Below are 25,120 nucleotides of genomic sequence, written 5' to 3'. Positions count from 1 at the left end.
GCCCGGCGGCGGACGGCGCCCGCCGTCGCCGATTCTGCCATCCGTACGGGTAAGGAACTCGTCCGGCCGGGCGGCTGGGTCCGGCGGGCAGGGGAAACGGGCCGTGGCGTTCCTCACCGCGCCACGGCACGCCCGCTGCTCCCGGTCGCTGTGCGGTGCCTACTTCCGGGGCTCGGCGTCCGCCGGGTGACCGCCCAGGTGGGAGGGGGCCGGGGCGCGTTCCAGTTCGTGGCTGAGCTCGTCGAGTTCGCTGCCGCCCGCCATCTGCCGGGTCAATTCGTCGAGGGTGGTCCCGTCCTTGGTGCTGCTGCCGGACATCGCCCCCCGCTTGAGGAGCACGAAGCGGTCGCCCACGAGGTGGGCGTGGTGCGGGTTGTGCGTGATCAGGACGACGCCCAGGCCCGCGTCGCGCGCGGCGGCGACGTACTTGAGGACGACGCCGGACTGCTTGACGCCCAGCGCGGCCGTCGGCTCGTCGAGTACGAGGACCTTCGCGCCGAAGTACACGGCGCGGGCGATGGCCACGCACTGCCGTTCTCCGCCGGAGAGGGTACCGATCGGCTGGTCGACGTCGCGCAGGTCGATGCCCATGCGCAGCAGTTCGGAGCGGGTCGTTTCACGCATCAGCCGCACGTCGAGGCGTCGCAGCGGGCCGCGTCCCTTCGTGGGCTCGGAGCCGAGGAAGAAGTTGCGCCAGACGGGCATCAGCGGGACGACGGCGAGGTCCTGGTAGACGGTGGCGATGCCCCGGTCCAGGGCGTCGCGCGGGTTGACCAGGGTGGTGTCCGCGCCCTCGATGCGGAAGGTGCCCTCGTCGTGCTGGTGCAGTCCCGCGATGATCTTGATGAGAGTGGACTTGCCCGCGCCGTTGTCGCCGAGGACGCAGGTGATCTCGCCCGCGTGCACTTCGAGGGAGACGCCTTCGAGGGCCTTGATGTTCCCGTAGAACTTCGACACGCGGTCGAGTTCGACGAGCGGTGTCCCGGGCGCCGAAGGGGTCGTTCCGGGTCCGACGGCTGTGCTCATGACCGCGCCTCCGCTCGCTTGCGTACCCATGCGTTGAGCAGGGTGGCCAGAAGGAGCATCGCTCCGAGGAAGAACTTGAACCAGTCCGGGTTCCACTCGGCGTACACGATGCCCTTGCTCGTCATGCCGAAGATGAACGCGCCGACCGCCGAACCGACCGCGGATCCGTAGCCTCCGGTGATCAGGCAGCCGCCGATGACGGCCGCGATGATGTACGTCAGCTCGTTGCCGACGCCCTCGCCGGACTGCACGACGTCGTAGCTGAACAGCAGGTGCTGGCCCGACACCCAGGCGGCGAACGCGACGCCCATGTAGAGGCCGATGCGGGTCTTGTTGACGGGTACGCCGGTGGCGCGGGCGGCGTCCTTCTCCCCGCCGACCGCGAAGATCCAGTTGCCCGCGCGGGTGCGCAGCAGGATCCAGGTGGCCAGGGCGATCAGCACGAACCACCAGAGGATGGTGATCTTGAGGCTGACCGGGCCGAGGGTGAGCTGGGAGGCGAAGACGGCCTTGGCGGACTCGAAGCCCTCCATGTCGCCGATGGACTTGGTGGAGACGGTGCCGCTGATGAGCTTGGTGAGGCCGAGGTTGAGCCCGGTCAGCATCAGGAAGGTGCCGAGCGTGATGATGAAGCTCGGCAGCTTGGTGCGGGTCAGCACGAAGCCGTTGAAGACGCCCAGCAGCAGCGTCACGAGCAGCGAGACGAGGACGCCGACCCAGACGTTGGCGGTCATCTGGTAGCTGAACATCGAGGAGATCAGCGCGGAGCTGGTCACCATGACACCGGCGGAGAGGTCGAACTCGCCGCCGATCATCAGCAGGGCGACGGGCACCGCCATGATGCCGATCGTGGAGGCCGCGTAGAGGACGGTGCCGAAGCTGGAGGCCCGCAGGAAGCTGTCGGCGGCGATCGAGAAGAACAGGAACACGGCGACGGCGCCGACGACGGACCCGAGCTCGGGGCGGCCCATCAGCTTGCGCAGCGGCGAGGTGTGGACCAGCCGTTCGTCGGGCCCGCCCTGTGGGACGGGCGTTCGTGGTGCCGGTGCGGTCGCTGTCATCGGGTCCCCCGCTTCGTGTACGCCTTCAGCTCGGCCGCGCTGTCCTTGGTGATGATCTGCGGGCCGGTGAGGACGGGCCTGCCGCCGCCGAGCACGTCCGCGTTGTAGCGGTACAGCCAGAGCAGGTCGACCGCCTCGTACCCCTGGAGGTAGGGCTGCTGGTCGACGGCGAAGCCGAGAGTGCCGGCGGCCAGGGAGTCGGCGACCTTCGCGTTCAGGTCGAAGGTGTCGATCTCGGCGTCGCTGCCCGCCTGCTGCTTGGCCTGTACTGCGGCGTCCGCGAACGGCGCGCCGAGGGTGACGACGGAGTCGATGTCCTTGGTCGTCTGGAGCTTGGCTTCGATGGAGGCCTGCACGTCGGGCATGTTGGTGCCGTCGACGTAGAGGTTCTCCACGCTGCCCCCGAAGGTCTTCTTGAGGCCTTCGCAGCGCTGTTCGTGGCCGACGTTGCCGCGCTCGTGCAGGACGCACAGCGCCTTCTTCTTCGCACGCCTGCCCAGTTCCTCGCCGACCGCCTCGCCCGCGATGGTCTCGTCCTGGCCGATGTGGCTGAGCGCGCCGAAGGCCTTGGACTCGGTGGTGCCCGAGTTGATGGTGATCACCGGGATGCCGGCCTTGACGGCCTTGGCGACGACCGCCTTCATGGCGTCGGGCTTGGCGAGGGTCACGATCAGGCCGTCCACCTTCTTGTCGATGTACGTGTCGACGAGCTGGGCCTGCTGCTGGGCCTCCGCGCTGTTGGCGTAGAGGAAGTCGATGTTGTCCTTGACCGCGGCCTGCTTGGCGCCCTTCTGGACGATGTCCCAGAACGTGTCGCCCGCACCCGAGTGGGTGACCATGGCGAAGGTCCACTTGGGGGTGTCCACCGCGGCCCTGCCCTGGGCGGCGGCCGCGGCCGCGCGCTCCTCGGCCCGCTTCCCACCTGTGCTGCTGCAACCGGTGAGGGAAATCCCGAGCACCGCCGCCAGCACGGCGCTCAGCGCGCGTACCCCTGTCCGAACCCTTGCCACGACGTCGTGCCCTTCTCGCTGTACTCCTGGGTGCGGCCGGGCGGTGATGTGCCAGACCCCGGCCGCCCAAGTATCGGGCATGGGGGTCCGTCGTGCGGTGGGCGGGTGTGTCATCGGGCGGATCACCGGCTGTGTCACCGGGTGCCGCGGGCGGTGTATTTCTCCAGTGCGGGCACGTCCTGCGCGGTGACGACGGCGGGGCCCGTGAGGACGGGGCGGCCACCGCCCAGGACGTTCCCGTTGGTGCGGTTCAGCCAGAGACCGTCGACGGCGAGGTAGCCCTGGAGGTAGGGCTGCTGGTCGACCGCGAAGCCGATCTCCTTCGACTTCAGGCTCTTCACGACGGCCGCGTTGAGGTCGAAGGTGACGACCTCGGCGGTACTTCCGGAGCCCGACTTGGCCTTGACCGTCGCATCCGCGAAGGGCGCACCGAGCGTGACGACGACGACGATGTCCTTGGCGGTCTGCAGCTTGGCCTCGATGGAGGAGGTGGTGGCGGGCATGTTGGTCCCCTCCACGCCGAGGTTCTCGACGACGCCCTCGAAGGCCTTCTTCACTCCGGCACAGCGCTCTTCCAGGGAGACGTTGCCCTGTTCGTGGATGACGCACAGGGCCTTCCTCCTGCCGCGGGTGTTGAGTTCCTCCCCCACGCCCTCCCCGGCCACCGTCTCGTCCTGGCCGATGTGGGCGAGCGCTCCCAGGCCCTGGGAGTACCGGCCGCCCGAGTTGACGGTGACGACGGGGATGCCGGCCGCGACCGCCTTCCGCACGGCCGCGCCGACGGCCTCGGGCTTGGCGAGGGTGACGACGATGCCGTGCACCTTCTGGTCGATCGCCGCCTCGATGAGCTGTGCCTGTTCCCTGCCCTCCTTGTGGGCGGAGTAGAGGAACTCGACGTTGTCCTTGGCCGCGGCCGCCTTGGCGCCGTTCTGCACGATGTCCCAGAAGGTGTCGCCCTCACCGGAATGCGTGATCATCGCGACTTTCATACGGGGCGTGCCGGCCGCCTGGCCGCCGCTCTCGCCCCGCGCCGGTTTCTCCTCCGCCCCCTTGCCTCCGGAACCACTGCACCCGGTGAGTGCGAGCGCGGTGAGAGCGCAGGTGGTGGCCAGGAATGCCGCGGTACGGGTGGTGCGTGCCGTACGGGTGGTACGCATGCTCGGGTCCGCCTCGTCTCCCCCGCCGCCCCGTTGACGGCTGGGGGAGTTCTAGCGGCGGTCGCGGGATCCCGTCAATGCTTTGTCCGGACATCGCCCGAGGCCGTACGAGATCCTCACGGAGGCTTCCTCACGGACGCGCGAGAAGTTGGAAGTCGAAGGCGTACCGCGACGCCCGGTAGAGGTGCGAGCCGAACTCCACGGCCCGGCCGGTGCCGTCGTAGGTGCGGCGCTCCATGGTGAGCAGCGGCGCCCCTTCGTGCTCCCGCAGGAGAGCCCCCTCCGCCGCGCCCGCGGCCCGCGCCCCGACCGTCTGGTGGGCGCTGTGCAGGACGACCCCGGCGGCGCGCATCACCCGGTAGAGGCCGGTGGCCTCCAGTGCCGTCGTGTCGAGCGGCAGGAGCCCGGCGGGGAGATGGTTGCGGAGGTACGCCACGGGCTCCCCGTGGGCGCAGCGCAACCGGTCGACGCGGTGCACCTCGGTGCCCTCGGCGACGCCCAGCGCGGCGGCGACCGCGGCGCCGGCGGGTTCGACGGCGTTGTGCAGCACACGTGTGGTGGGGCTCTGCCCGGCCGTCGCCAGGTCGTCGTACAGGCTGCTGAGTTCGAGGGGGCGGCGCACCTGGCTGTGCACGACCTGGGTGCCGACGCCCCTGCGGCGCACGAGGAGGCCCTTGTCGACGAGGGACTGGATGGCCTGCCGGACGGTCGGCCGGGAGAGGCCGAGGCGGGCGGCCAGCTCGATCTCGTTGCCGAGGAGGCTGCCGGGCGGGAGCCTGCCCTTCTCGATGGCGGCTTCGAGCTGCTGGGAGAGCTGGAAGTACAGAGGGACCGGGCTGGCGCGGTCCACCCCGAGCTGGAGGGCGACGGCGGGGTCGGTCGCTTGTTTCGGCACGGCAGTGAGCGTAGCCCTGCGGCGGCGGCCCGTCACCAAGTCCCTTTGTCAGCAAGCGCTGTTGTCAGGACATGGCGGCGCTCGCCCGCCAGGACGCACGGTCTTCCTGTCGTCCGTTTGTCCGGACAGGTCGACGGAGCCGTTGTCCTGATGTCAGGACACATCCTTGACAGTCCCCCGGGCCTGTTGTCGAGTGGAGGGCATGCGCATCGGACTCTTGGGCACGGGCCGCATCGGCTCCTTCCACGCCGAGGTTCTCGCCCGGCACCGGGCGGTGGACTCGCTGCTGGTGGCCGACGCGGACGCGGGGCGGGCCGCGGAGGTCGCGCAGCGGGTGGGGGGCGAGTTCACCCCTGCGGAGGACCTGTTGACGTCGGATCTCGACGCGGTGGTCATCGCGTCGGCGACGTCCTCGCACGCGGAGCTGATCGGCCGGGCCTCCCGGGCCGGGCTGCCCGCCTTCTGCGAGAAGCCGATCGCCTTCGACCTGCCGGGCACGCTGGAGGCGCTGCGGGAGGTCGAGACGGCGGGTACCGTCCTGCAGATCGGCTTCATGCGGCGTTTCGACGCCGGGTACACGGTCGCCCGCGCGCGGGTGCGGGCGGGTGGGCTGGGGAGACTGCACACCGTGCGCACGGTCTCCTCGGACGCGGCTCCGCCGCCCGCCGCGTACCTCCCGCTCTCCGGCGGGCTCTACCGGGACTGTCTGGTCCACGACTTCGACATCGTGCGCTGGGTCACCGGCCGCGAGGTGGTGGAGGTCTACGCGACGGGCTCGGTGGCGGGACCGGAGATGTTCGCGCAGGCGGGCGACGTGGCCACGGCCGCCGCCGTCCTGACCCTGGACGACGGGACGCTCGTCACGGCGACGTCGACGCGCTGCAACGGGGCCGGGTACGACGTACGCATGGAGCTGGCCGGGGAGCTGGACCAGCTCGCGGTCGGCCTGGACGAACGCACCCCGCTGACCTCGACGGAAGCCTCCGGTCCGCCCGTGCCCGCGAAGCCCTGGTCCGGCTTCCTGGAGCGGTTCGCCCCGGCGTACGAGGCGGAACTGGACGCGTTCCTCGCCGTCGTACGCGGGGAGCGCGCGAACCCCTGCGACGGGCGCGAGGCGCTGGCGGCGCTGCGGGTGGCGGAGGCGTGCGAGGTGTCCCGGCGGGAGGGCCGGCCGGTCCGGGTGGCGGAGATGCTTGGAGGCTGAGCGTCGGCGCCGCCCGGTGCGTCCGGTCCCGGCGTTCCCGCGCCACCCGTGCGTCCGGTCCGGTGGGGAACTTCCGCGCCACCCGGTGCGCCCGGCCCCCCTCGGACTCAGTAGCCGACGGTGAACCGCTCGCCCACATGCCGCGGGCGCTCGATCTCGTCGACCAGGGCCACCGCGTAGTCCTCCGTGCTGATGCGGCTGTTGCCCTCGGCGTCGAGGACCAGGTTGTCGGTGTCCGTACGGTAGACGCCGGTGCGCTCGCCCGGCTCGATCGTCCCGGCGGGGCTGAGGTTGGTCCACTGGACGTCGGTGACCGTCCGGTAGAAGTCCAGTGCGTCGCCGTGCGCGTGCATGATCTGGAGCAGGAACTCCGGCAGGCCCTCCGCGTCCCACACCAGCTTTCCGTCCGGGGTGCGCAGCGAGCCCGCGCCGCCCACGGAGATCAGCCGGGGCGCGTCGTCGCCCAGCGCGCGCACCCCGCCGACCAGTGCCTTCGCCGAGGGTTCGATCGTCGCGAGGTGACCGGGGCCGTCGCCGCCGCCGACCGCGCTGACCAGGACGTCCTGCCCCTTGGCGACCTCGGTGACCGACGTCGGGTCGAGGACGTCACCGGTGACGACGGTGAGGTTCTGGTGCTGGGGCGCGGTGAACTTCGCCGGGTCCCGGACCACGGCCGTCACGTGGTGGCCGCGGTCGAGTGCCTCGCGCAGGATGCGGCTTCCGACGGTGCCGTTGGCGCCGAAGAGGGAGATCTTTGCCATGGGAGGATTCCTTCCGAACGGTGTGGGGGGTGGTAATTCTGCGGATACGGAGAACGGTGGCCGCTCCCCGTTCCCTCCAACATAGGAGGTGAAGCGCATGAATGCCGGGTACGCTCCGGACACATGGTGGTGAAAAAGCGACAACCGGGTGAGCTGGGAACGCCGCCCATCCCGGAGGTCGGTTTCCACCCACCTCATACGGCCCCGGCCGGTGTCGAGGTGCTGACGCTCGCGCGACTGCGCCGCAATGCCTGCGCCGCGTCGATCTCCGTCACGCACCGCCCCGACTTCCACCACCTCCTCGTCCTCGACGGCGGGACGCTTCCCCTCACGGTCGACTTCGCGTCGTACCGGCTGCTGCCGGGCGAGTGGCTGTGTGTACGGCCCGGCCAGGTGCACCGCTGGGAGGAGCTGTCCGGGGCGGAGGGCGTCCTCGTCCTGTTCGAAGCGGGCTTCCTCGATGCCGCGACCAGTGCGGCGGCCCGGCTGGACGATCCGTTCGGGCCGACGGTCCGGCGCCCGGCGTCCGGGGAGGCAGTCGCGCTGCGGCGGGCGCTCGACCACCTGGACCACGAGTTCCGGTCGCTGCGGGACGAGGCGGCGCTCCCCTTGGAGGCCCACCTCGTCGTCCTCCGCCACCTCCTCGCCGCCCTGGCCCTTCGACTCGCACACACCGGCGAGGAGGAGGACGCGGCCCGCGACAGCCCGGACGCGTTCCTTCGCTTCCGGGCCGCCGTGGAAAGGGACTTCGCGCGCACCCGCCGCGTCGACGACTACGCCCGCGAGCTGGGCTACGCCCCTCGCACCCTGTCGCGGGCGACTCGGGCCGCGGCAGGGGTCGGGGCGAAGGAGTTCATCGACCGGCGGGTCGTCCTGGAGGCCAAGCGACTGCTGACGCACAGCGACCACAGCGCGGCCGGGGTCGCCTCCCTGCTCGGCTTCCGGGACGCCGCGAACTTCGGCAAGTTCTTCCAGCAGCGGGTGCACGCCAGCCCGTTGGCGTTCCGCGCGACGGCGCGCGGCGAGACGGCCCCGGACGCTACGGCTGCGCGGTGAGCACGGTGCCCTGCGCCACCGCGCACAGCGTCTCGGCGCCCGCGCCGTCCGCCACGTACAGCTCGCAGCGGCACGCCGCCTGCCGACGGCCGCTGTGCAGGACCGAGGCGCGGGCGATCAGGGTCGGGCCGGTGGCGGGCCGAAGGTACTGGAGCGAGAATCCGCCGGTCAGGACGGCGGGCCCCAGAACGGAGCCCGCCGCGAAGGTGAGCGCGTTGTCGGCGGCGTAGGCCAGGACGCCGCCGTGCAGGAAGCCGTTCTGCTGGCGGAGGTCGTCGCGGGCGTCCAGTTCCACCACCGCGTCGCCGTCGCCGAACACGGTGATACGGGCGCCGAGCAGAATACTGAACGGCTGGGCCGCAAGCGTCTCCTGAGCCTGTGTCAGCCCGAATGGGGGTGCCACGGACTCACCACCGTACCGGCAGCTTGCGTACGCCCCTGATCAGCAGTCCGGGCAGCCACTGCCACGGTTCGCCCCGCGTGTCGAGCGCCAGGTCCGGGCAGCGCTCCAGCAGCGCACGGATCGCGATGCGGCCCTCCATCCGGGCCAGCGGGGCGCCCAGGCAGAAGTGGATGCCGTGGCCGAAGGCGAGGTGCCCCTGTGGGGAACGCCGGATGTCGAAGCGGTCCGGGTCCGGGTAGCGGGCGCAGTCGCGGTCGGCGGCGCCGATGGCGACGAGCACCGGCTTGCCCGCAGGAACGGTGAGGCCGCCGATCTCGACGGCTTCACGGGTGAAGCGGAAGGTGGCGGTCTTCACGGGGCCGTCGTAGCGGAGCATCTCCTCCACGGCGCCGTCGATGAGTCCGTCGAAGTCCGCGCGAAGCGCCGCGAGTTGTTCCGGGTGGGCAAGGAGGGCGCGCACACCGTTGGAGATGAGGTTGACGGTGGTCTCGTGGCCGGCGACGAGCAGCAGGAAGGCCATGCCCACCAGTTCGTCGGGGGCCAGCTGGTCGCCGTCCTCGTCCTGGGTCCTGATCAGGGCGCTGAGCAGGTCGTCGCCCGGCTCGCGGCGCTTCTGCTCGATCAGCTCGGCGAGGTAGCGGCCCATGTGGTCGACCGCCGCCGCGCTCGCCTCCTCGCCGGTCGGCGCGACGACCTCGTTGGACCAGGCACGGAAGCGGTCCCGGTCCAGGTCGGGGACGCCGAGGAGCTCACAGATGACGGTCATCGGCAGCGGGAAGGCCAGTGCGTCGACCAGGTCCGCGGACGAACGCCCCTTCTCCGTCATGGAATCGAGGAGGCGGTCGGCTGTCGCCTGGACGCGCGGGCGCATCGCCTCCACCCGGCGGGTGGTGAACTCGCGGGCGACGAGCTTGCGCAGCCGGGTGTGGTGCGGCGGGTCGGCCTCCAGCATGTTCGTGTTGATCGCGTGCCCCGGCTCGTCGGCCCACAGCTCGGAGACCCGCCAGCTCTTGCTCAGCCGGGGGTCGGCGAGGACGCGGCGCGCCTCCTCGTAGCCGACGACGAGCCACATCTCGTCGACCTCGGCGGTCCGGACACGATGCACGGGCCCGCTTTCGCGCATACGGGCGTAGTACGTGTACGGATCCGCCGCGAAGTCCTCGGCGTGCTCCCTCAGGTCGACAAGTGCCATGCCCTTCCCTCCCGTTGGCTCCTCCCCTTCACCCTACGTCGCGGCCGTCGGCGAGCAGTCCGGCGTCGTGGGCGAGCAGGGCGATCTGGACGCGGTTGTTGAGGGTGAGCTTGGCGAGTATGCGGGCTCGTCCACGAGCGGTTCGACTGGTTCCGGCTGTGGGGGGTGGTGGAGAAGCTGGGCTGGTTCGAGGGGCACGAGGTCTACGCGAACATCGTGCTGGCGGTGACCGGACTCGCCCTGGTCGTGGCCTCGGAGCGGGTGGGCAGGGCCGGTGGCACGCAGGGCTGAGCGTGTGTCACGGCGTCACTCGGTGGCCGTCGGCGGGCGGACCGCCGAGGCGCGTCGTCCCCACGCCGTGCCCGCCAGCACCAGCATGCCGCCCACCAGGCCGAGCGCGCCAAGCCGTTCGCCGCCGATCGCGATGCCGACGGCCGCCGCCCAGAGGGGTTCCGTACCGAGCAGCAGACTCACCCGGGACGGCGAGGTGCGGCGCACCGCCCACATCTGCACGCCGAACGCGAGCAGCGTGCAGAACACGGACAGGAACAGCAGCCCCGCCCACTCCCCCGCCCCGAACCCGGCGGCCACGCTCCACGGCGTGGGCCCGGTACCGGGTGCGGCGGCCAGCACCGCGAACACGGCGACGGCGGAGCCGAGTTGCACGGTGGTCAAGGACAGCGCGTCGGCTCCGTCGACAGACTTGAGCCGCGCCATGAACAGCACGTGCACGGTACGGGCGAGCGCGGCCAGCAGCATCAGCAGGTCCCCTACGGAGGGCTCGGTGAAGCCGGCGCCCTGGGTCAGCAGCACCACGCCCAGCACCGAGACTCCGGCGGCGGCCAGGAAGGCGCGGGGCGGCGCGGTCCTGGTGACGACGGCCTCGGCGAGCGGTGTGAAGATCATCGTGAGGCTGATGATCAGGCCCGCGTTGGTGGCCGAGGTGTGCACGACTCCGTACGTCTCCAGCAGGAAGATCCCGCTGAGCACGAGCCCCAGCAGCCCCGCGCCCCGCCACTGCGCGGTGCTGAGCGCCCGCAGCTTCCGCCACCCGACGACGACCAGCACCGGCAGGACGATCGCGAACCGGAGCACCAGCACGGCCACCACCGTCTGCGTGGTGGTGATCCCCTTGGCGGCGAGATAGCTGGCTCCCCAGACGACCGCGACGCCCAGCAGGGGAAGATCGGCGAACCGGGCCGCACCGGCGGGCGCGGGCGGGCGCAGGGCGGGCGAGGTGGCAGCCACGTCGTGTCTCCAATTGACGGGGGAGGTGTGGAGACTTCGGTGGCTCGCACGCGGAGCGCTCACCGTACCGGGATGTCGATCATTCCGGGAACGGCGGACGCATCATCTCGACCGGCTCGGCCCTGACCCGGTACGTCGGTGGACCCGGCAGCAGTCTGTACACGATGAGCAAGTCGGCCCTGACCGGACTGACCAAGTCCCTCGCACGCGAGGTCGGTGACCGGGGCATCACCGTCAACCTGGTCCACCCGGGTGCGGTCGACACGGACATGAACCCGGCGGACGGGCCGCTCGCGGGACCGCAGCGGGCGGCCACGGCGCCCGGCCGGTTCGGGCGGGCGGAGGAGGTCGCGTCGCTGGTGGCCTGCCTGGCGGATGACGAGGGCGCGTATGTGACCGGGGCGGAACTGGTCATGGACGGCGGGCACGCCGCCTGACGCGTCGGAAGTGTTCGGCCCGGTGGCGTCCGCCGGCCGGTGCCGGAATGCGGTTACGGGACGGCGGGCCGGGGCGCGGCGATGCCCAGCAGGGCGATGTCGTCGTGCTCCCGGGCGCCGAGCCACTGGGCCGTGACGTCCTCCACCTTGGAGATCACCGCTTCGACCGGCAGGTGGGCGCAGCCGGCGAGAGCGGAACGGAGCCGTTCCTCGCCGAACATCTCCCTTCCGGCGGGACCGCCCCGTGCTTCGGTGACGCCGTCGGAGTAGAGGAGGCAGACGTCCCCCGCCCGCAGCACGGTGCGGCACGTGCGGGTGGTGACGGAGGGCAGAGCACCGATGAGAGTGCCCCTCGTCGGAACCTCTTCGACCGTTCCGTCGGCCCGGACGACGAGCGGCGGCGGGTGTCCGGCAGCCGTCAGCCGCAGGGCGACCTCGCCGTGGCTCAGCGGGGTGGCCCCCGCGAGCACCATGGTGGCGAAGCGGCCGTCGCCGTCCTCCATGAGCGTGGCGTTGAGATGTGCGAGGAGACGGCCGTGGTCGCTCTCCAGGTGCCGCAGCGCGGCCAGGGTGTTGCGGATCTTGCCGGTCAGGACGGCGGCCTTGGCGCCCTTTCCGCAGACGTCGCCCAGCACGAGGAAGGTTTCGTCGCCGGGGCAGGCCCCGGGGTGGACGTCGTAGAAGTCGCCGCCGATCAGGTCGGTGGCCCGGGAGGCCCGGTAGGCGGCGGCCAGGTCGAGCCCGCTGGAGCGGCGCAGGACGGGAGGCAGCAGGGGACGCTGGAGCACGGCGGTGGTCTCCGCCGTGTCCGCGTGCAGGGCGGCGGCCGAGACGGCGGCACCCGCGCGGGCGGCGAAGACCCGGGCGAAGAGTTCCTGGTCCTCGGTGAAGGCGGGCGCGCCGGCCCGGCGCAGCAGGACGATCGCCCCGGCCGGCACGCCGCGCCCCGGCATCGGGGTGACGAGCACGGGACCGGGCGGCCCCAGCCCCTCCGGGGTCAGCCACCGGGGGACGCGGTCGGGCGCCGACCACCGGGACGGTACGGGTGCGAGTCCGGCCAGTGCGTCGGCCAGGCCCGGCACGTCACCGACGTCCTCGGACAGGATCCTCTCTCCCGCGAGCCTGCCGTCGACGGCCGAGGTGATCCAGGTCGGACGGGCTTCGGTCCGGGCGACCACCACGGCCGCGTCGGCCATCCGCCCACCCGCGAGTTCGGCCACCGCCTGCACGGACTGGTGCCAGCCGAGCGGGGCGAGCAGCCGGGCGGAGGCACGGGCCAGGAAATCGGCCCGGTCCCGTTCCTCCTGCCAGCGGCGCTGCCAGGAGACCTCCCGGGTGACGTCGTCCAGCAGCCAGGCCGCGTACCCGTCGGGCAGCGAGATCCGCCGTGCCGTCAGATCCCTCGCGCCGAAAATCCCGTGAGTGCGCGCCGGCTGTCCGTACTGGGCCAGCGCGAGCCAGTCCGGTACGAACGGTTCGCGCATGGCCTCGTCCTCGCGGAGCAGCGGGAACAGGTCCCGTGCCGACTCGTTGAGCAGTCGGACGAGTCCGGTGCCGTCCAGCAGCACGACGGCGCCGAGTCCGCTCTCCACCAGGGCGTGGGCCAGTGCGTCGCTGGGCACGGCGGCCCGGCGGCGCGCGTCTTCGGCGGGACGGTCGGTGGAACGGGGGGAGGAAGTCACAGCGGCAGACGAAGCCAGTACGGTCCTGAGCCGTTGGGCTCCTGCCCCCCTCTCGGAACTGGCTGCACGCGACGACAACTGTTGCCGCACGGCAACCGTCTCGCGTCCCGGCCCGGCCTGGCAAGCGGAGCACACAAGACCTTCACAGCCAATTCCATCCCACACCCCAATACAGGGACAATTCACCCCTCGGTGGTCACGACTCCCACACACCGGATACGATGCGCGCGGACCGCCTCGCCGGTTCGTCACCGGGCAGGAGCCCGCAGCAGCCGGGAGAGGCGGGAGCCGTGCACGGAGTGAGCGGTCTCCCGCGAGGGGTCGCCGGCCAGGGCGCTGCCCGCCGACCCGGCGTTCCCCTGGGTGGCGCCCGTCGACGCGGTACTCCTGGACGTGCGGTCCGCAGGGGCGGCGCCGATGGCCTGCTACGCGGACCGAGCAGCCCTCGCCGCCTGCTCCCGCCGTCCGGCGGGCTCTGCCGGGGCTTCCTCCTGGGGCGGCCAGGCGCGGCCGGCGAGGCCCGCGTCCACCGCGGAGCAGAACTCGCCGAGCCCGTGCACCAGCGCCTCGCGGGCACCCGGGGACATCGTCGCGACCGCGGCCACCAGTGCCTCTTCGCGCCGGGCCCGCAGGTCCCGCAGGTAGGCACGGCCCGGTACGGTCAGTCGCAGTTCGACCTCGCGCCGGCTCACCGCACTGGCCGTCCGCTTCACGTACCCGAGAGCCTCCAGCCGGTCGCAGAGTCTGCTGACCGACGGCGGGGCGGCCCCGAGCACCTTGCCGAGCGTGCGCAGGTTGATTCCCTCGTCACGCTCCAGGATGTGCATGACCCGCAGTTGCGAGGTCGACACCGGTGCTGCGGACACGGCGTCCCTGCCTCGCTCCCACAGCACTTCGAGCAGTGCGATCACGTCGCACGCGACCCCCGCGGCGGCGGCGCTCCCGGCGCCCTCCGCCTCCGCCGGACCACCCGCGGCGCCGGCACCGGAAGCTTCTTCACCACGACGGCGTGAGTCCTGGAGGTTCACGCTTGCCCTCCCCGTAATACATCCCTCGAGAAAGTGATTCTCCGACGTTGGACAGACTCGCGTCCGTGGAGCGCACCCTGCGCGCCGCCGACCCCCACGCGCTGCTCGACACGGCGCGCACGGTCCTTACGGATCTCTACGGCTCCCTCGGAGTCGACCTGTACATGGCCGACTACGCCATGACGATACTGCAACCGGTCGGAGCGCTCCCCCGTACCGCCCCGCCCGTTTCGGCTCATACAGGAGCCCTCGGACGGGCCTTCGGTGCGCAGGAGCCGTACTCGTGTGCGGGCTCCTTCCCGGATTCCGTGACCGCACACCTGCCGGTGACGGTGCGCGGCGACCGGCTCGGGGTGCTGTCCGTCACGGTTCCCGAGAAGTCGTTCGACGCCGAAGTGTTGGCCGAACTCGCCGACTTCGCCGAGGCGTTGGGGCATCAGATCGTGGTCGCCGAACGCGACACCGACCTGTACCTCCAGGCCCGCAGGGCGGAACGGCTGACGCTGGCCGCGGAGATCCAGTGGCAGTTGCTGCCCGGCCGTTCCTGCGCCCGCGCCGAGTACCAGCTGGGCGCGCAGCTGGAGCCCGCGTACGCGATCCACGGCGACAACTTCGACTGGTCCACCTCGGCCGACCACCTCACCCTCACCCTCACCAACGGCATGGGCGAGGGCATCGAGGCGGCGCTGCTCACCAGTCTGGCCATCAACGCCCTGCGCAACGCACGCCGTGCCGGGCTCGACCTCACCGATCAGGCGTGCCTGGCCGACCAGGCGATCTACGGTCGGCACCGGGGGGACCAGCACGTGTCGGTCCTGCTGCTGCGCTTCCACCTGCCGACCGGGAACGTGGAGGTCGTCGACGCGGGCTCGCCGCGGGTGTGGCGACTGCGGGACGGCCTGGTCGAACCGGTCGACCTGGAGGGGCAGCTGCCGCTCGGCATGTTCGAGGACACCGTCTACACGTCGCAGCAGTGGCAGGTGCGGCCCGGTGACCGGCTTCTGTTCGTCAGCGACGGGGTGTACGACGTGGCCTCGCCGGCCGGGGAGCGCTACAGCGAGAAGGCTCTGGCCCGCGCCATCCAGTCGACCCGGCTGCTGCCGCCCGCACAGGTGCCGCGCGCGGTGCTGCACGAGTTGGCGGGGCACCGCGGGGAGGTGCTGGCGGAGGACGACGCGATGATCGTGTGCATGGACTGGCACGGCCGCACGCCGGAGTCCTAGGCCGTAGGAAGCCCGGCGGGAGCCGCACGCGGAGTTTCGGGCCGCACGGGCCGGCCCTCTGCGGGGGCCGGGTACGGGAGTTCCGGACCGTACGCGTGCGGGGCCCGCCGACCTGTGCCGTCGGCGGGCCCCGTACGCCTGTCCAACCAGCCTTTTCAGCCGCCGAGTTCGTGGTGGCGGGCGGCCAGCGCGGCCGCGCCCGGCTCGGTCAGCGAGCCGAAGAGACGCAGCCGGGAGATGCCGCCGTCCGGGTAGATGTCGATGCGCACCTGGTCGGCCGCCGGAGCGGAGGCGAGCACGAAGCGGTGGTTGGTGTCGGGCTGCAGGCGGGTGCGCGGCAGGATCTCGGTCCACTGCCCCGCATCGCCGTCCCGCACCGAAAGGGCCGCCCAGCCCGCCGAGTTGCCCTTGAGATAGGCGGTGTCGATCTCGACGGCGCGGATCTCGGCCTGGCCGACCAGGTGATAGCTGACCCAGTCGTTGCCCTTGTCGCGGCGGCGCCGGGTCTCCCAGCCGTCGTCCATCTTGCGGGAGCGGCCCGGGTGGATGGTGTGGGCGGCGGGCGAGTAGAAGCGGTCGGAGGCGTCCTCGACGCGTCCGCCGTTCTCCAGGGCGAGGAGGTCGAAGGTGCCGAGGGCGGTCAGCCAAGCGGGATCGGGGACCACTTCCCCGTACACGCGCAGGCGCGCGATGCCGCCGTCGGGGTGCTGGTTGACGCGCAGGTGCGTGAAGTGCTGCTCCACGGAGACGGCGAACCCGTTGGCGGCGTGCCCGCCGACCGCTGTGCGCGGTACGAGGGAGGTCCACTTCACGTCGTCGGACAGGAGGTCCTCGGGCGAGGGGGAGCCGGGGACGGAGGTGCCTTCGACGGACACGGCCTGCGGGTAGTTGCCGCGGAAGTGGGCGGTGTCGATGACGATGCCGCGCACGACGCCGGGAGCGCCGAGGCGGACCAGTGCCCAGTCGTGGTCGTCGGCGGTGGGGTGCGGCTGCTCGGCCGAGACGCCGCGGCGGCGGCGGGTCTCCCAGCCGTCCATGATCTTGCCCTTGTGGCCGAAGCGCTCGGGGTCGAAATGGGCGGGCTCGGGCAGAAGCATGTTCTCGCGCTCGGCGAAGAACTCGTCGTTGGCGGCGATCACGCCCGCGCCCAGACGGCGGTCGGCCAGGTCGGCGAGGTGGGTGAACGGGAAGTCGGCGGTGCGGTAGTCCGCGTACGGGTCGCCGCCGCCGAAGGGGGCGGCGTCACCGGTGAAGGAGGGGATCTCCGTCATGAGGATCAGTTGTTCCTTTCGAGCAGGCGGCCGGCGGGCTCGGCGAGGGTGCCTTCGTGGGCGATGCGGGTGCCGCGCAGCCACGTCTGCTTGACGACGCCGTGCAGGGTCTTGCCCGCGTACGCCGTGACCTGGTTGCGGTGGTGGAGTTCGGCGGGATCGACGGTGAAGGTCTCGTCGGGAGCGAGGACGGCGAAGTCCGCGTCGCGGCCGGCCTCGATGGCGCCCTTCTGCGTGAGTCCGGCGAGGTCCGCCGGGGCCGCCGCCATCCAGCGGACGACGTCGTCGAGGGAGTGGCCGCGCTTGCGGGCCTCGGTCCAGATCGCGGGCAGTCCGAGCTGGAGGGAGGAGATGCCGCCCCAGGCCGACGCGAAGTCCGGCGTCTTGAGGTCGGTGGTGCACGGGGAGTGGTCGGAGACGATGCAGTCGATCGTCCCGTCGGCGAGACCCGCCCAGAGCACGTCCTGGTTCTCGGCCTCGCGGATCGGCGGGCAGCACTTGAACTCGGTTGCCCCGTCGGGGACTTCCTCCGCGGTGAGGGTGAGGAAGTGCGGGCACGACTCGACGGACACCTTGACGCCGTCGCGCTTGGCGGCGGCGATCAGGGGCAGCGCGTCGCAGGACGACAGGTGCAGGACGTGCACCCGGGCGTCGAGGCGCCTGGCGAGGGCGATGAGGCCCTCGATGGCGGTGTTCTCGGCGTCGCGCGGACGGGAGGCGAGGAAGTCGGCGTACTTCTCCCCGGACCTCTGCGGGGCCTCGGCCAGGTGGTGCGGGTCCTCGGCGTGCACGATGAGCAGGCCGCCGAGGCCCGCGATCTCGGCCATGGACCGGGCCAGCTGGTCCTGGTCCAGTTCCGGGAACTCCTCGACGCCGGAGGGCGAGAGGAAGCACTTGAAGCCGAAGACCCCGGCCTCGTACAGCGGCTTGAGGTCGGCCACGTTGGAGGGGATGGCCCCGCCCCAGAAGCCGGTGTCGACGTGCGCCTTGGGACGGGCGACGTCCTGCTTGACGCGCAGGTTGTCGGCCGTGGTGGTCGGCGGCAGCGAGTTGAGCGGCATGTCGAGGAGAGTGGTGATGCCACCGGCCGCGGCGGCGCGGGTGGCCGTCCAGAAGCCCTCCCACGCGGTGCGCCCGGGGTCGTTGACGTGCACGTGGGTGTCGACGAGGCCGGGCAGCAGCGCGTGCTCGCCGAGGTCCTCGAAGCGGGCACCGGCGGGCACTCGCTCACCCCGGGGCCCGTACGCGTCGTACGGGAGGACCGCGACGATCTTCCCGCCGGCGACGGAGACCGTGGCGGGGCGGGTGCCGTCGGGGGTGACGACGCGCGTGGCGCGCAGCACCAGTTCTACGTTTTCCGCTTCCGCCGACTCGATCACTCGCGTCTCCTATTCAACGAACTGTTGAAGCGGAGTCTTCATCCGGACCCCGGCGCCGTCAAGGGCCGTGTGATCACCGACACCCGCCTTGGATGATTCCACAGAATGGAATCACCATTCCGCTCTACAGAACGTAGCTCCCGCCATGAGGAGCATCCTGGACCACCCCAGGTAGTCTGCTGCCTTGCCTGTCCGCCCCGAAAGGACCGCTCCGTGCCGACGTCCAGCGCCAGCGCCACCGACGCTTCCAAGCCAGCCGCCGCAAGCGGCGGCGTGCAGTCCCTGGAGCGCGCCTTCGACCTCCTCGAGCGTATGGCCGACGCGGGCGGTGAGGTCGGACTGAGCGAACTCTCCGCCAGCAGCGGGCTGCCGCTGCCGACCATCCACCGCCTGATGCGCACCCTCGTGGCCTGCGGTTATGTACGGCAGCAGCCGAACCGACGGTACTCGCTCGGCCCCCGCCTGATCCGGCTCGGCGAAAGCGCGTCGCGGCTGCTCGGCACGTGGGCGCGGCCCTACCTCGCGCGGCTCGTCGAGGAGACCGGCGAGACCGCGAACATGGCCCTGCTGGACGGCGACGAGATCGTGTACGTGGCACAGGTGCCGTCCAAGCACTCGATGCGGATGTTCACCGAGGTGGGACGGCGGGTGCTGCCGCACTCCACGGGCGTCGGCAAGGCGCTGCTCGCGCACACCCCGGCGGAGGAGGTACGGGCGCTGCTCGCCCGGACCGGCATGCCGGCGGCCACCGAGAAGACCATCACCACCCCCGAGGGGTTCCTGGAAGCACTGGAGCAGGTGCGGCGGGCGGGGTACGCGGTGGACGACAACGAGCAGGAGATAGGTGTGCGGTGCCTGGCGGTGTCCGTGCCCAACTCGCCCACCGCGGCGGCGGTCTCGATCTCCGGGCCGGCCGGGCGGGTGACGGAGGCGGCCACCGAGCGGATCGTGCCGATTCTGCAGGAGGTGGCGCAGGATCTCTCGGGGGCGTTGGCGAACACGGCGGCGCAGGGGTAGCTGTGGGGTGTACGGGCTCGCGCTCCGTGTGGGCGGGGCGTAGGTCTTGCGGGGCCCGTGTGGGCGGGGCGTAGGTCTTGCGGGGCGCGCGTACGGCGAGGGGTGCACCTCCGGTGGGGGCCGCCCCCTTGCCCGCCCGTTCCGCTCCCGGGGGCGGCCCCGCCGCCCAAGCGGGCTACGGCGAGGGGGGTGCGGTGTGCGGCCCCGCCGCCCAAGGGGGCTACGGCGAGGGGGGTGCGGTGTGCGGCCCCGCCGCACAAGGGGCTATGGCGGTGGTTATGGGGTGAGGATGCCGTCGGTCATGGTGAGGATGGCGTGGGCCGCCTTCAGGTGGGAGCGGTCGTGGGTGACGAGTACGGTGGCGACCCCCCGCTCGCGGGCCAGACCGCCCAGCAGGTCCAGCACCGCCGCTCCCCGCTCGTGATCGAGCGCACTCGTCGGTTCGTCGACGAGCATCACGGCCGGTTCGTTCATCAGGGCCCGCGCGATGTTGATCCGCTGCCGCTGTCCCCCGGACAACTGGTGCGGCCGGCGGTCCGCCTTGCCGGCGAGTCCCACCGCGTCCAGGAGGTCCAGGGCCCGTGACCGCGTTTCGCGCGGCCTGCGCCCGGACAGGTGCGCCATCACCTGGAGTTGTTCCGCGGCGGTCAGCGACGGCAGCAGGTTCGGCTGCTGGAAGACGATGCCGATCCGCTCCCTGCGCAGCTCCGCCTTCTCCGCGGGGCTGAGCCCTGCCGTCTCGGTGCCGTCGACCACCACCTTCCCCGCGTCGGGGGTGACCAGGGTCGCCGCCACGGCCAGCAGGCTGGACTTCCCGGACCCCGAGGGCCCGACGACCGCGACGAGCCGGCCCGCCGCCACCTCCAGCGAGACGGTGTCCAGCGCGGTGAGGCGGGGTTGGTCGCCGTCCGGGTAGGTGAGGGTGACGTCGGTCATGGCGAGGGTCATCGGGCGCTCCCGAGCGCGGTGAGGGGGTCGACGGCGGTGATGCGCCGGATGGACAGCGCCGCGCCGGTGATGCCGAGCGTGATCATCACGAGGGCGGGCACGAGCAGCGTCGCGGATTCGAGGACGAAGGGAACGGTTCTGCCGATCAGCGCCCCGGCCAGCGTCGCGATCCCGGTGCCGAGCAGGGTGCCGACGCTCAGCATGGCCACGGCCTGCCCGAGCGCGTCCTTCAACAGGTAGGGGGTCGAGGCGCCCAGCGCCTTCAGCACGGCGATGTCGCCGCTGCGCTGAATCGTCCAGACGGTGAAGAAGGCCCCGACGACCAGCGCGGAGATGGCGAAGAGGAAACCGCGCATCAGCTGGAGCGAGCCGTTCTCCGCCTGGTACGAGGCGAGCGCGGACAGCGAGTCGGCCAGTGGGACCGACCGGGTTCCGGCCACCCTGTCCCCCGCCGCGTAGTCCGCTCCGGCATGCCCCGTCAGGGCGATGACGGTGGCCTGTTCCGCCTTGGACGTCCCGCTGTGGCCGAGCTTCTGCCAGTCGTCGAGCGAGGTCCACACGACAGGCTGGTGGCTGTACATGGCGTCGCCCTCGACGGCGGCGACCTTCTCGTCGAGCGGGCCGAGGCGCACGGTGTCGCCCACCCCGGTGTTCAGCTCGTCGGCGGCCTTCGCCGACAGCACCACCCGGCCCGGCCCGAGCTTCCCGGACTCCGGAGCGATCTTCGCCGCCGGTCCGACGCCGAAGGCCGCGACGGCGACCGTACGGTCCCCCGCCGAGCCGTTGACCGTACGGATGCCGATCGGCTCGGCGCTCCGGACACCGGGCTGCTTCGCCCAGTCCCGCCACGCGCTCTCCCCCACCGTGGAGTTCGTGAACGACACGTCCTGGCCGTCCGGCGGCGGTGCGAAGGCGAGCCGGTCGGCGGGCAGCGAGGTGATGGCGACGGTGTTGTCGCGGGCGAGACCCGCGGTCAGCCCGGACAGCAGGCCGACGAGCAGCGTGATCAGGACCACGACGGCCCCCATGAGGGCGAAGCGGCCCTTGGCGAAGCGGAGGTCTCTCCAGGCGACGAACATGGTCCCCACCTTGTGCGGGGCGGGAGGGAGAAACATCGGGCGGGGGTTCGCTCCGGCATCAATCCTTTGGTTGATCTGCTGCGAGGACGTCCCCTTTAGGCTGGTACGAACCATGGAACCGCTGCCACCGGCACCCACCCCGGCCCCGCTCGTGCTGACCCCCGTCCTGCGGGTGCTCCGGCTCTGCCTGCACGCGCTGCTCGCCGGGCTGCTCGCCCTCGCGTCCGTGAAGGCGGTCGCCGCGGGAGGCACGCACGCGTACGCGGTCGTCGCGGTGGCCCTCGTGATGGGAGGGGTGTACGCCGCCGGCGTGCTGAGTCCCGCGGTCGGCCGGTCGCGGCGCGCCGCCGCGCTCTGGCTGGCGGCGCTCGGGGCGTCCTGGCTCGCACTGCTCGCCGTGTCGCCGGACGGGCTGTGGACGGCGTTCCCGCTGTACTTCCTGCAGTTGCATCTGCTGCCGACGCGGTGGGGGCTGTCCGCCGTCGCCGTGACCGCGGCCGCCGCGATCGCCGGCTTCGTCGCTCACGGACAGGCGGTCACGCCCGGCACGTTCATAGGGCCGCTGCTCGGCGCCGCCGTTGCCGTGGCGACCGTGCTGGGCTATCAGTCGCTGCACCGGGAGAGCGAGAGACGGCGCGAGCTGATCGACGAACTCCTCTCCACCCGAGCCGAGTTGGCGGGGGCCGAGCGGGCGGCCGGCACCCTCGCCGAGCGGGAGCGGCTGGCCCGGGAGATCCACGACACCCTCGCCCAGGGCCTCTCCAGCATCCAGCTCCTGCTGCGGGCCGCCGAACGGGCGCTGCCGGAGTCGGACCCCGCGCTGGCGCACATCCGGCAGGCGCGCGAGGCGGCGCAGGACAACCTGGCCGAGGCACGACGCTTCGTCCGCGCGCTGAGCCCGCCCGGTCTGGAGCACGGTTCGCTGGCCGCCGCCCTGGAGCGGCTGTGCACACCCTCGAGCGGCGCCCCCGCCGTCCAGTTCGGGGTGAGCGGGACGCCGGTCGAGCTGCCCACCCCGTACGAGGTGGCCCTGTTGCGTATCGCCCAGTCGGCGCTGGCGAACACGGTGCGGCACGCGCGCGCCGGGCGGGTGGAGATCACGCTCAGCTTCATGGGGACGTCGGTCTCGCTCGACGTCGTCGACGACGGCATCGGCTTCGATCCGCGGCGCACGCCACGGCGGCCGGGTTCGGACGGCGGCTTCGGGCTTCCCGCCATGCGCTCCCGGGCACGGTCCCTCGGCGGCACCCTGAGCGTCGAGTCCGCGCCGGGCCAGGGCACCGCCGTCGCGATCACCCTGCCGTTGCCGTTGCCGCTGCCCGAGGCCCGGCCCGCCCACGCCACCCCACGACGGGAGTCACGCCCGTGACGAGTGCCCCCATCCGGCTGCTGCTCGCCGACGACCACCCGGTGGTACGGGCGGGACTGCGCGCCGTGCTCGACACCGAGCCGGGCTTCGTCGTCGCGGCGGAGGCGGCGACGGCGGAGCACGCGGTGGAGCTGGCGGCGGCCGGCGGTATCGACGTCGTCCTGATGGACCTCCAGTTCGGCCCCGGCCGGATGCACGGTTCGGAGGCGACCGCCGCCATCACGGGGCGCCCCGGCGCGCCACACGTGCTGGTTCTCACCACGTACGACACGGACGCGGACATCCTGGCGGCCGTCGAGTCGGGGGCCGCGGGCTACCTGCTCAAGGACGCCCCGCCGGAGGAGCTGGCGGCTGCGGTGCGCACGGCGGCGGCAGGGCAGTCCGCGCTGGCGCCGGCCGTCGCGCACCGGCTGATGGACCGGATGCGCACCCCTGCCGGGAACCTCACCAAACGTGAGCTGGAGGTGCTTCAGCTCGTCGGCGAAGGCCTGTCGAACCAGCAGGTCAGCAAGGCGCTGTTCCTCAGCCAGGCCACCGTGAAGTCACACCTGGTGCACATCTACGCGAAACTCGGTGTGGACTCCCGTACGTCCGCCGTAGCGGCGGCGACGGCCCGCAGGCTGATCCGAAGGTAAGGAACCGAAGAACCCCATGACCTACTTCATGTACGACGTCCACGGCAACGCGGTCGACGAGCCGGACGCCGACACGGTCCGCAGGCTCGTCCAGGAGGGACTGGCCGCCACCGACACGGACAACCCGGACGTCTCGCTGACCCATGAGAGCGGCTGGTCGCTGAGCGCGTTCGCGGGCGGACTGCTGCTGTGGGAGAACGTCGAGGACGAGACGGCGGCGGCCGGTTCCCTGGACAAGGTGGCCGAGGAGGAGGTGCTGCGCCTGTTCGCGCTGCTCTCCGGGGGCGAGGTCGAGAAGGTGGCGGAGCTGGACTGGCAGCGGGCCGCCTAAGGGAGGTCCGGCAGGGTGGGCGGGCCGTCGCTGCTGCCGTCGCGCGGGTCCCGGGGGACTCGGCCGTCACCCGGCGGGCCGTCGTAGCGGCGGTTGTCGTCGTCGAAGCGGTCGACCGCGGCGCGCACCCGCCCCACCGCGGGTGCCAGCGCGCTCACCGACCCGATGGCCCCCGCGATCAGCAGCAGCGAGCGGCGCAGCCGCGGCACCTCTGGGAATCCGCCCAGGAGCATGGCGGCGAGTCCGGCGAGTTCGTCCTCGGCTATCGCCCGGTCCGGCAACTCGGCCGGTAATGCCGCCAGTTCGCGGCGGAGACGTGCGACGACCGTATGGAGCTCGGCGACTCGCGGCTCGCCGCCGCTCCACGGAACGCACCGCTCCTCAGCGCTTCGCAACAAAGCTCTCCCCTTCGCACGTCTTCGTGCCCCTGCCGCGGTGCGCTCCCTGTCGAACGTTCCGGGGCGACGGGCACGCTAACGCTCTCGCCGCGTGTGCGCTACCGAACGGACCGTGATTCGGCCCCGGGGGTTGACCGCAGGCCCGTCACATCCCTGGTGCGGTCCTGGTCCGGTACGGGTACGGCCCACCGCTCCCGCGCCCCCTGCGGGCACGGCGCTTCTACGGTGGAGAGGAAGCGCGCACAACGGTGTGCGGTGTCGACGGGGAGGAGAGTTCTCATGGCGAGCGGCTGCCGTGACTGCCGTACGTGCACGAAGAGCCTGCTGGGGCGCACGGGGCGGAACGTGCTCTACACGGTGTCGCTGTCCTGGCTCGTCAAGCCGGTGTTCCTGCGGAACTGCCCGCAGTGCGGTCATGTGCTGCGGCGTCACCAACGTCGGGGTGACGGCTCGTTCCAGGACTGACAGCCGCGGGCCGTGCCCCGCGGTGACACGGAAGCCCTGCCTCGGGCCAGCGCGCCGGAGCACTCGGTCACGTGCGACCGGCCGTATCCGAGGTATCCAGGGACCATGCCACGCGCCCGGAACACCTCGCCCCCGCCCGACCCGGCCCGCCCGCCGAGCACAGCGCCCGCCGCGTCCACCGCGGGGCTCCTCCTCGCGGCCGGCGCCGGGCGCCGTCTCGGGGGCCGGCCGAAGGCGCTGCTCACGCACCGCGGCCGGCCGCTGGTGGAGCATGCGGTACGAGCGCTGTGGGCGGGCGGCTGCTCGCGGGTGTACGTCGTCCTGGGCGCGGCCTCGGACGAGGTACGGGCCCACGCCGACCTGGACGGCTGCGTACTGGTGGACAGCCCGCACTGGGCGGACGGAATGGGCAGCTCCCTGCGCGCGGGCCTCGCCGCGCTTCCCCGGGACGGGCGATACGGAGCGGTGCTGGTGTCACTCGTGGACCAGCCGGGGATCGGGGCGGCGGCGGTGGCACGGGTACTGGCCGCGAGCGGCACGGGGCTGGCGGCCGCCGCGTACGACGGCGAGCGCGGACACCCGGTCCTCTTCGGTTCGGACCGGTGGCCGGACGTCGCGAGGAGTGCGGTGGGCGACCGCGGGGCACGCGCCTATCTGACGGAGCACGCCGACGCGCTCACGCTCGTCGAGTGCGGCGATGTGGCGGAGGCGTACGACATCGATCTCCCCGAGGACCTGTCGCGACTCGACGGAGCGGGCGGGCCGGCAGCACGTGCGGCCACCTGACGTGATCGGCGCGGCACTCAGGGACACTTTCTGTCGCCCCGAAGAATCTCGACATCAAC

General features: G+C 72.1%; 26 protein-coding genes and 2 pseudogenes. 11 read left to right on the top strand and 17 right to left on the bottom strand.

The features are described from left to right. Positions 1-159: 159 nt before the first annotated feature. The 5 genes from HNQ79_RS05005 to HNQ79_RS04985 form a co-directional block, all read right to left on the bottom strand. Complete coding sequence (locus tag HNQ79_RS05005; protein ID WP_185027276.1) at positions 160-1,026, bottom strand: ATP-binding cassette domain-containing protein; 867 nt, start codon at positions 1,024-1,026, stop codon at positions 160-162. Then, on the bottom strand, positions 1,023-2,087 hold the full coding sequence (locus HNQ79_RS05000; RefSeq protein ID WP_185027274.1) for an ABC transporter permease: 1,065 nt from the start codon (positions 2,085-2,087) through the stop codon (positions 1,023-1,025). The genes HNQ79_RS05005 and HNQ79_RS05000 overlap by 4 nt, the downstream gene beginning before the upstream one ends. Continuing rightward, a complete protein-coding gene (locus tag HNQ79_RS04995) occupies positions 2,084-3,097 on the bottom strand; it encodes a sugar ABC transporter substrate-binding protein (protein ID WP_185027272.1) in 1,014 nt (337 codons plus the stop codon). The genes HNQ79_RS05000 and HNQ79_RS04995 overlap by 4 nt, the downstream gene beginning before the upstream one ends. Before the next feature lie 134 nt (positions 3,098-3,231). Next, positions 3,232-4,254 carry a sugar ABC transporter substrate-binding protein gene (locus HNQ79_RS04990; RefSeq protein WP_185027270.1) on the bottom strand — a complete coding sequence of 341 codons (1,023 nt, stop codon included), beginning with the start codon at positions 4,252-4,254 and terminating at the stop codon, positions 3,232-3,234. Between the two features lie 130 nt (positions 4,255-4,384). Continuing rightward, positions 4,385-5,149: a GntR family transcriptional regulator gene (locus HNQ79_RS04985; protein ID WP_229923199.1), complete on the bottom strand. Its 765-nt coding sequence runs from the start codon at positions 5,147-5,149 to the stop codon at positions 4,385-4,387. A 202-nt stretch (positions 5,150-5,351) separates the two neighbouring features. Here HNQ79_RS04985 and HNQ79_RS04980 point away from each other — a divergent pair, with 202 nt between their 5' ends. Continuing rightward, positions 5,352-6,353 carry a Gfo/Idh/MocA family protein gene (locus HNQ79_RS04980; protein ID WP_185027268.1) on the top strand — a complete coding sequence of 334 codons (1,002 nt, stop codon included), beginning with the start codon at positions 5,352-5,354 and terminating at the stop codon, positions 6,351-6,353. 107 nt (positions 6,354-6,460) lie between these two features. Here the strand turns inward: HNQ79_RS04980 and HNQ79_RS04975 are convergent, their stop codons facing one another. After that, the gene (locus tag HNQ79_RS04975; RefSeq protein WP_185027266.1) at positions 6,461-7,114 is read right to left on the bottom strand and encodes an NAD(P)-dependent oxidoreductase; all 654 of its coding nucleotides are present in this window, start codon (positions 7,112-7,114) and stop codon (positions 6,461-6,463) included. 126 nt (positions 7,115-7,240) lie between these two features. Here HNQ79_RS04975 and HNQ79_RS04970 point away from each other — a divergent pair, with 126 nt between their 5' ends. Further along, the gene (locus tag HNQ79_RS04970) at positions 7,241-8,170 is read left to right on the top strand and encodes a helix-turn-helix domain-containing protein (RefSeq protein ID WP_373312473.1); all 930 of its coding nucleotides are present in this window, start codon (positions 7,241-7,243) and stop codon (positions 8,168-8,170) included. On the opposite strand, the gene HNQ79_RS04965 is transcribed toward HNQ79_RS04970, so the two are convergent. From HNQ79_RS04965 to HNQ79_RS33465, 3 genes and pseudogenes are all read right to left on the bottom strand, one after another. Then, positions 8,154-8,573 (bottom strand): PaaI family thioesterase, encoded by a 420-nt coding sequence (locus HNQ79_RS04965; RefSeq protein WP_185027262.1) that lies wholly within the window; start codon positions 8,571-8,573, stop codon positions 8,154-8,156. The genes HNQ79_RS04970 and HNQ79_RS04965 overlap by 17 nt on opposite strands. Before the next feature lie 4 nt (positions 8,574-8,577). Next, a complete protein-coding gene (locus HNQ79_RS04960) occupies positions 8,578-9,765 on the bottom strand; it encodes a cytochrome P450 family protein (RefSeq protein ID WP_185027261.1) in 1,188 nt (395 codons plus the stop codon). Between the two features lie 28 nt (positions 9,766-9,793). Continuing rightward, positions 9,794-9,892: pseudogene (locus HNQ79_RS33465) on the bottom strand (DNA-binding response regulator); the annotation flags it as partial. Positions 9,893-9,930: 38 nt separating this feature from the next. Between HNQ79_RS33465 and HNQ79_RS33460 the strand changes: the two are divergent. Beyond that, on the top strand, positions 9,931-10,056 hold the full coding sequence (locus tag HNQ79_RS33460) for a hypothetical protein (RefSeq protein ID WP_260421498.1): 126 nt from the start codon (positions 9,931-9,933) through the stop codon (positions 10,054-10,056). A gap of 15 nt (positions 10,057-10,071) precedes the next feature. On the opposite strand, the gene HNQ79_RS04955 is transcribed toward HNQ79_RS33460, so the two are convergent. Next, positions 10,072-11,013 carry a DMT family transporter gene (locus HNQ79_RS04955; RefSeq protein WP_185027259.1) on the bottom strand — a complete coding sequence of 314 codons (942 nt, stop codon included), beginning with the start codon at positions 11,011-11,013 and terminating at the stop codon, positions 10,072-10,074. An 89-nt stretch (positions 11,014-11,102) separates the two neighbouring features. On the opposite strand from HNQ79_RS04955, the pseudogene HNQ79_RS04950 reads away from it, so the two are divergent. Beyond that, positions 11,103-11,450: pseudogene (locus HNQ79_RS04950) on the top strand (SDR family NAD(P)-dependent oxidoreductase); the annotation flags it as partial. A gap of 53 nt (positions 11,451-11,503) precedes the next feature. On the opposite strand, the gene HNQ79_RS04945 reads toward HNQ79_RS04950, so the two are convergent. Together HNQ79_RS04945 and HNQ79_RS04940 are read right to left on the bottom strand one after the other, a co-directional pair. Beyond that, positions 11,504-13,132 carry a PP2C family protein-serine/threonine phosphatase gene (locus tag HNQ79_RS04945; protein ID WP_229923200.1) on the bottom strand — a complete coding sequence of 543 codons (1,629 nt, stop codon included), beginning with the start codon at positions 13,130-13,132 and terminating at the stop codon, positions 11,504-11,506. A 425-nt stretch (positions 13,133-13,557) separates the two neighbouring features. Further along, positions 13,558-14,160: a MarR family winged helix-turn-helix transcriptional regulator gene (locus tag HNQ79_RS04940; RefSeq protein ID WP_373312462.1), complete on the bottom strand. Its 603-nt coding sequence runs from the start codon at positions 14,158-14,160 to the stop codon at positions 13,558-13,560. Between the two features lie 47 nt (positions 14,161-14,207). Here HNQ79_RS04940 and HNQ79_RS04935 point away from each other — a divergent pair, with 47 nt between their 5' ends. Then, on the top strand, positions 14,208-15,383 hold the full coding sequence (locus tag HNQ79_RS04935; RefSeq protein ID WP_185027257.1) for a PP2C family protein-serine/threonine phosphatase: 1,176 nt from the start codon (positions 14,208-14,210) through the stop codon (positions 15,381-15,383). Between the two features lie 155 nt (positions 15,384-15,538). On the opposite strand, the gene alc is transcribed toward HNQ79_RS04935, so the two are convergent. Beyond that, on the bottom strand, positions 15,539-16,654 hold the full coding sequence (gene alc, locus HNQ79_RS04930) for an allantoicase (protein WP_185027255.1): 1,116 nt from the start codon (positions 16,652-16,654) through the stop codon (positions 15,539-15,541). A 5-nt stretch (positions 16,655-16,659) separates the two neighbouring features. Continuing rightward, positions 16,660-18,030 (bottom strand): allantoinase AllB, encoded by a 1,371-nt coding sequence (gene allB, locus HNQ79_RS04925; RefSeq protein WP_185027670.1) that lies wholly within the window; start codon positions 18,028-18,030, stop codon positions 16,660-16,662. A 216-nt stretch (positions 18,031-18,246) separates the two neighbouring features. Here allB and HNQ79_RS04920 point away from each other — a divergent pair, with 216 nt between their 5' ends. Then, a complete protein-coding gene (locus HNQ79_RS04920; protein WP_185027253.1) occupies positions 18,247-19,050 on the top strand; it encodes an IclR family transcriptional regulator in 804 nt (267 codons plus the stop codon). Between the two features lie 276 nt (positions 19,051-19,326). Here the strand turns inward: HNQ79_RS04920 and HNQ79_RS04915 are convergent, their stop codons facing one another. Continuing rightward, a complete protein-coding gene (locus HNQ79_RS04915) occupies positions 19,327-19,998 on the bottom strand; it encodes an ABC transporter ATP-binding protein (protein WP_185027251.1) in 672 nt (223 codons plus the stop codon). Then, positions 19,995-21,077: an ABC transporter permease gene (locus HNQ79_RS04910; RefSeq protein WP_185027249.1), complete on the bottom strand. Its 1,083-nt coding sequence runs from the start codon at positions 21,075-21,077 to the stop codon at positions 19,995-19,997. Before HNQ79_RS04910 ends, HNQ79_RS04915 begins: the two co-directional genes overlap by 4 nt. A gap of 112 nt (positions 21,078-21,189) precedes the next feature. On the opposite strand from HNQ79_RS04910, the gene HNQ79_RS04905 reads away from it, so the two are divergent. Genes HNQ79_RS04905 through HNQ79_RS04895 form a run of 3 tightly spaced genes read left to right on the top strand, consistent with a single transcriptional unit; the run spans position 21,190 to position 23,412 of the window. Beyond that, positions 21,190-22,446, top strand: coding sequence for a sensor histidine kinase (locus HNQ79_RS04905; RefSeq protein WP_185027247.1), 1,257 nt, complete (start codon positions 21,190-21,192; stop codon positions 22,444-22,446). Continuing rightward, a complete protein-coding gene (locus HNQ79_RS04900) occupies positions 22,443-23,081 on the top strand; it encodes a response regulator (protein WP_185027245.1) in 639 nt (212 codons plus the stop codon). Before HNQ79_RS04905 ends, HNQ79_RS04900 begins: the two co-directional genes overlap by 4 nt. Before the next feature lie 16 nt (positions 23,082-23,097). After that, positions 23,098-23,412, top strand: coding sequence for a hypothetical protein (locus tag HNQ79_RS04895; RefSeq protein ID WP_185027244.1), 315 nt, complete (start codon positions 23,098-23,100; stop codon positions 23,410-23,412). Here the strand turns inward: HNQ79_RS04895 and HNQ79_RS04890 are convergent. Continuing rightward, positions 23,409-23,810 carry a DUF5955 family protein gene (locus HNQ79_RS04890; RefSeq protein ID WP_185027242.1) on the bottom strand — a complete coding sequence of 134 codons (402 nt, stop codon included), beginning with the start codon at positions 23,808-23,810 and terminating at the stop codon, positions 23,409-23,411. The two genes, HNQ79_RS04895 and HNQ79_RS04890, sit on opposite strands and share 4 nt — an antisense overlap. A gap of 279 nt (positions 23,811-24,089) precedes the next feature. Between HNQ79_RS04890 and HNQ79_RS04885 the strand changes: the two genes are divergently transcribed. Continuing rightward, positions 24,090-24,275 (top strand): hypothetical protein, encoded by a 186-nt coding sequence (locus HNQ79_RS04885; protein WP_185027240.1) that lies wholly within the window; start codon positions 24,090-24,092, stop codon positions 24,273-24,275. A 105-nt stretch (positions 24,276-24,380) separates the two neighbouring features. Continuing rightward, positions 24,381-25,061, top strand: coding sequence for a nucleotidyltransferase family protein (locus HNQ79_RS04880; RefSeq protein WP_185027238.1), 681 nt, complete (start codon positions 24,381-24,383; stop codon positions 25,059-25,061). Positions 25,062-25,120 lie beyond the last annotated feature (59 nt).

Origin of the sequence: Streptomyces candidus (assembly GCF_014207445.1) — a bacterium.
Lineage (GTDB): Bacteria > Actinomycetota > Actinomycetes > Streptomycetales > Streptomycetaceae > Streptomyces > Streptomyces candidus.
This window is presented reverse-complemented; position numbering and strand designations above follow the sequence as displayed.

Coding starts and splice junctions, on each gene's coding strand:
- HNQ79_RS05005 (WP_185027276.1), bottom strand. CDS start 1,026: ATGAGCACAGCCGTCGGACCCGGAACGACCCCTTCGGCGCCCGGGACA.
- HNQ79_RS05000 (WP_185027274.1), bottom strand. CDS start 2,087: ATGACAGCGACCGCACCGGCACCACGAACGCCCGTCCCACAGGGCGGG.
- HNQ79_RS04990 (WP_185027270.1), bottom strand. CDS start 4,254: ATGCGTACCACCCGTACGGCACGCACCACCCGTACCGCGGCATTCCTG.
- HNQ79_RS04980 (WP_185027268.1), top strand. CDS start 5,352: ATGCGCATCGGACTCTTGGGCACGGGCCGCATCGGCTCCTTCCACGCC.
- HNQ79_RS04975 (WP_185027266.1), bottom strand. CDS start 7,114: ATGGCAAAGATCTCCCTCTTCGGCGCCAACGGCACCGTCGGAAGCCGC.
- HNQ79_RS04960 (WP_185027261.1), bottom strand. CDS start 9,765: ATGGCACTTGTCGACCTGAGGGAGCACGCCGAGGACTTCGCGGCGGAT.
- alc (WP_185027255.1), bottom strand. CDS start 16,654: ATGACGGAGATCCCCTCCTTCACCGGTGACGCCGCCCCCTTCGGCGGC.
- HNQ79_RS04915 (WP_185027251.1), bottom strand. CDS start 19,998: ATGACCCTCGCCATGACCGACGTCACCCTCACCTACCCGGACGGCGAC.
- HNQ79_RS04910 (WP_185027249.1), bottom strand. CDS start 21,077: ATGTTCGTCGCCTGGAGAGACCTCCGCTTCGCCAAGGGCCGCTTCGCC.
- HNQ79_RS04905 (WP_185027247.1), top strand. CDS start 21,190: ATGGAACCGCTGCCACCGGCACCCACCCCGGCCCCGCTCGTGCTGACC.
- HNQ79_RS04895 (WP_185027244.1), top strand. CDS start 23,098: ATGACCTACTTCATGTACGACGTCCACGGCAACGCGGTCGACGAGCCG.
- HNQ79_RS04885 (WP_185027240.1), top strand. CDS start 24,090: ATGGCGAGCGGCTGCCGTGACTGCCGTACGTGCACGAAGAGCCTGCTG.
- HNQ79_RS04880 (WP_185027238.1), top strand. CDS start 24,381: ATGCCACGCGCCCGGAACACCTCGCCCCCGCCCGACCCGGCCCGCCCG.